Annotated in this window: 3 protein-coding genes; all 3 read left to right on the top strand. The window is 60.0% G+C overall.

Annotated elements, in window-relative coordinates; all coding sequences use genetic code 11:
* Window positions 1-429 precede the first annotated feature (429 nt).
* The 3 genes from ACIOZM_RS02950 to ACIOZM_RS02940 all read left to right on the top strand — a co-directional run bounded on the left by ACIOZM_RS02950 (window position 430) and on the right by ACIOZM_RS02940 (window position 3,634).
* Entirely contained in the window at window positions 430-1,293 is an 864-nt protein-coding gene (locus ACIOZM_RS02950; RefSeq protein ID WP_401209695.1) for a LysR family transcriptional regulator, read from the top strand.
* A gap of 122 nt (window positions 1,294-1,415) precedes the next feature.
* Entirely contained in the window at window positions 1,416-2,561 is a 1,146-nt protein-coding gene (locus ACIOZM_RS02945; RefSeq protein WP_401209363.1) for an SRPBCC family protein, read from the top strand.
* Window positions 2,558-3,634, top strand: a complete 1,077-nt coding sequence (locus tag ACIOZM_RS02940; protein ID WP_401209361.1) for an SMP-30/gluconolactonase/LRE family protein — start codon at window positions 2,558-2,560, stop codon at window positions 3,632-3,634. Before ACIOZM_RS02945 ends, ACIOZM_RS02940 begins: the two co-directional genes overlap by 4 nt.
* Window positions 3,635-3,845: the final 211 nt, after the last annotated feature.

Below are 3,845 nucleotides of genomic sequence, written 5' to 3'. Positions count from 1 at the left end.
CGTGTCGACTGACATTGCGCTATCGCGAGCAGGCTCACTCCTACAGGTTTTGCGGGTGTCCTGAAAATCCGGGTACACCCTCAATCCCTGTGGGAGCGGGCTTGCCAGCGATGGGGCCGGCACTTTCGACATCGTTGTCGACTGACATTGCGCTATCGCGAGCAGGCTCACTCCTACAGGTTTTGCGGGTGTCCTGAAAATCCGGGTACACCCTCAATCCCTGTGGGAGCTGGCCTGCCAGCGATGGGGCCAGCACTTTCGACATCGTTGTCGACTGACATTGCGCAATCGCGAGCAGGCTCACTCCTACAGTTGCGGAGATTGTGTAGACCCCACAAAACCTGTGGGAGTGAGCCTGCTCGCGATGAACGATGACGCGGTGTCGAGCTGGCACTTACAATGCCCGCACTCTCAAGCACCGGCCCGCCCATGGACATTGACCTCGCTCGCACCTTTCTGGAAATCGTCCGCCACGGCAGTCTCGCGGCGGCTGCCGAGAAGTTGTTCGTCACGCAAACCGCTATCACCGCCCGGGTGCAGAAACTCGAAAGCCAGTTGGGCAGCACGCTGTTCGTGCGCAATCGGGCCGGCGCACGTTTGACGCCCAATGGCGAAGCGTTCGTGGTCTACGCCAACCAACTGGTGCAAACCTGGGAAGCCGCGCGCCGTGACTTGCCACTGCCCGAGGGTTACCACAACGTGCTGCACATCGGTGGCGAAGTCAGCCTGTGCAATCCGTTGATGCTCAGTTGGGCCGCCGAACTGCGCGAAAAAATTCCCGGCCATGCCCTACGCATGGAAATCCGCGACGGCGAAAACCTGCTACGCCAATTGGAACTCGGCGTGCTCGACGCAGCCCTGGTCTATCAACCGGAATACTGGCCCGGTCTGCAAGTCGAGCAAGTGCTGGAAGAAAAGCTGATTCTGGTGCGCACACCCGGTCGCCCCGATCCTTACGTTTACATCGACTGGGGCCCGGACTTCCGCCGTCAGCACGACGCCGCCCTGCCGGAAAAAGCCAAGGCTGCGCTGAGCTTCAATCTCGGCCCGCTGGCGCTGCAATACATCCTCGAAAACGGCGGCAGCGGCTACTTCCGCACCCGCGTCGTGCGCAGCTTTCTCGAGACTGGAGCATTGGAGCCGGTGACCAAAGCCCCGGAATTCGGCTATCCGACTTATCTGGTGTACTCCCGCGACCGCGACTCGGCGACGCTGCAACAAGCCTTCGACCTGCTGCGCCAGGTGATCGAGACCGATGACGACTGGTCACAACGCTGGAACCCGTTGAGCTGAATCAACCTGAAGCGGCCAATTTGCAACCGATCATGGCGCTTGTGACCTCTAGGTTCGACCCGCACAAATCGCCGGATCGGCTACTCTGCCGGGTATAACAACAATACCCACAGGTGAGCGCATTGAGGCAGACCACCGAGGCATTCCGCAGCCGTTATCGTGCGGCGATTCATCCCTTTTACAACCCGTGGCTACATGGCGCATTCGTGCTGCTGTTCGGCGTCCTGGCCATTGCTGCGTTCTGGAGCAGCGTGCAGCAAGTACGGCTGCTGGAATGGCTGACGGTGCCGCTGACCCTGTTGTTTTTCAACTTCGGGGTTTACGTGGTGCACCGCCATCTCGGGCATCACAAGAAAAGCTACGCCAAGCTGTTTTACGCCCGCCATGCCGGCGACCATCACAGCTTCTTCACCCCCGGCCACATGACCTACGACGGCGCTCGCGACTGGCGGGTGATTCTGTTCCCGGCGTGGCTGATCGTTCTGCACACGCTGGTGATCACCCTGCCGCTGTGGTGGCTGTTTGCGCAGGTCAGCGCCAACGTCGCCGGGCTGTTCGGCGGTTGCATGGTCTTGGGTTATCTGAGCTACGAAGTGTTCCATGCCTTTGAACATCTGCCGCCGCGAAACCCGCTGACGCGCCTGCCATGGGTTCGCCAGATGCGCCGTCTGCACGAATTGCATCACCGTCGCGAGCGCATGCAGGAGCGCAATTTCAATATCGTCTTTCCGCTGATGGACTACCTGTTCGGCACTCTTTACTGGGAGCCGGAACTCGCCCCTTTGACCCCATCGAGTACCACCATGACCCGCATGCAGCACCAGATCGATATCGCCGGCGAACCGATTGCCGTGCTCGCCTATGCCGCCAGCGTCAACTACTGGCCCGAATGGCATCCCTCGTCGCTGAAAATTATCGGCCCGCAAGGCCCGCTGCACGCTGGATCGCGTTTCGAGGAGGACATTCATGCCGGTGGCCGTGCGGGGCATTTGAGCTGGGAAGTCACTGAATACCTGCCCGGTCGGCGCTGGTGTGCGCGGGCTCAGGGTGATCACGGTCTGTCGTTGCTGCTGACCTACCAATGTGCGGCCGAGGGTAACGGCACGCGATTTGTACGAACCCTGGATTATCAGTTCGCCGGGCTGGGCATGCGCATCGCCAACAAGCTTCTGTTGAAACGCCGTATCGACCGCGAGTCCGCCGCCTCGATGCTGGCCCTGCGCGACATGGCGGTCAGGCATCTGACACCGTCGAGCGTCAACGCATGAGGTTGCGTCATTGGCTGTTACTGCTGCTAATCGTGATTGCCGCGTTTCTGCTGCTGATGCCGACCAAAGTCGAGCCAGTTGCGTGGACGCCCTCGCCCGCGCCATCCCTCAGCGAAGGTGTCTACACCGAGAACCAACGACTCAAAGGCACGACCCAGGTTGGCCCCGGTGACATCGAAGGCCCGGAAGCGCTGTTGCTGGAAAATGAGTTTCTGCTGACCGGACTGCATGACGGCCGACTGTTGCGCACCAGTCTTGATGGCAAGGAGCGCAAAGTCCTCGCTGACACTGGCGGCCGACCGCTGGGGCTGGCGCGCCATCCCAACGGCTTGCTGGTGATTGCCGACGGCGTCAAAGGCTTGCTGTCGCTGGATGCGCAAGGCCGGTTGATCGCATTGGCGACCGAGGCCAATGGCACGCCGTTCGGTTTTACCGATGACGTGGCCATCGACAAGTCCGGGCATTACGCCTATTTCAGCGACGCCACCAGCCGCTGGGGCTACGGCCATGACGGCGAGGCGATCATTGAGCATGGCGGCGACGGTCGCCTGCTGCGCTACGACTTCCAGACCGGTAAAACCAGCGTGTTATTGGACAAACTGGAGTTCGCCAACGGCGTGACCCTCGGGCCGGATGATGCCTATGTGCTGGTCAACGAAACCGGCGCTTATCGCATCAGTCGCTACTGGCTGAGCGGACCCAAGGCTGGCACCCATGACCTGTTTATCGACAACCTGCCGGGGCTGCCGGACAACCTTGCGTTCAATGGCCATGACCGCTTTTGGGTGGCGTTGTACACGCCGCGCAATTCGCTGCTGGATCGCACCGCCGGGCATCCTTTTATTCGCAAGATGATCGTGCGAGCGATGATGGTGCTGCCGAAACCGGTGGAGAAGCGCGGGTTTGTCTTGGGGCTGGATCTGGATGGCAAGGTTGTTGCGAATTTACAGGACAGCAGTGAGGGCAATTATTCGCCGATTACCACGGTGCGTGAGTACGGCGACTGGTTGTATTTCGGGTCGCTGAAGGCTACGCATATGGCGCGGCTGCCGTTGGCTGAGGCGCTGAAGTGAGCCAGTTGGATTTTCACTGAGTTGACTGACCTCTTCGCTAGCAGGCTAGCTCCCACAGTTGGAATGCATTATCCCCAGAGAGCCTGCTCCACATTTGGAATGCATTATCCCCAGAGAGCCTGCTCCACATTTGGAATGCATTATCCCCAGAGAGCCGGCTCCATATTTGGAATGCAATCCCCAGAAAGCCGGCTCCATATTTAGAATGCAT

The organism is Pseudomonas sp. NPDC087346 (assembly GCF_044744235.1).
Classification (GTDB): domain Bacteria; phylum Pseudomonadota; class Gammaproteobacteria; order Pseudomonadales; family Pseudomonadaceae; genus Aquipseudomonas.
This window is presented reverse-complemented; position numbering and strand designations above follow the sequence as displayed.

Coding starts and splice junctions, on each gene's coding strand:
- ACIOZM_RS02950 (WP_401209695.1), top strand. CDS start 430: ATGGACATTGACCTCGCTCGCACCTTTCTGGAAATCGTCCGCCACGGC.
- ACIOZM_RS02940 (WP_401209361.1), top strand. CDS start 2,558: ATGAGGTTGCGTCATTGGCTGTTACTGCTGCTAATCGTGATTGCCGCG.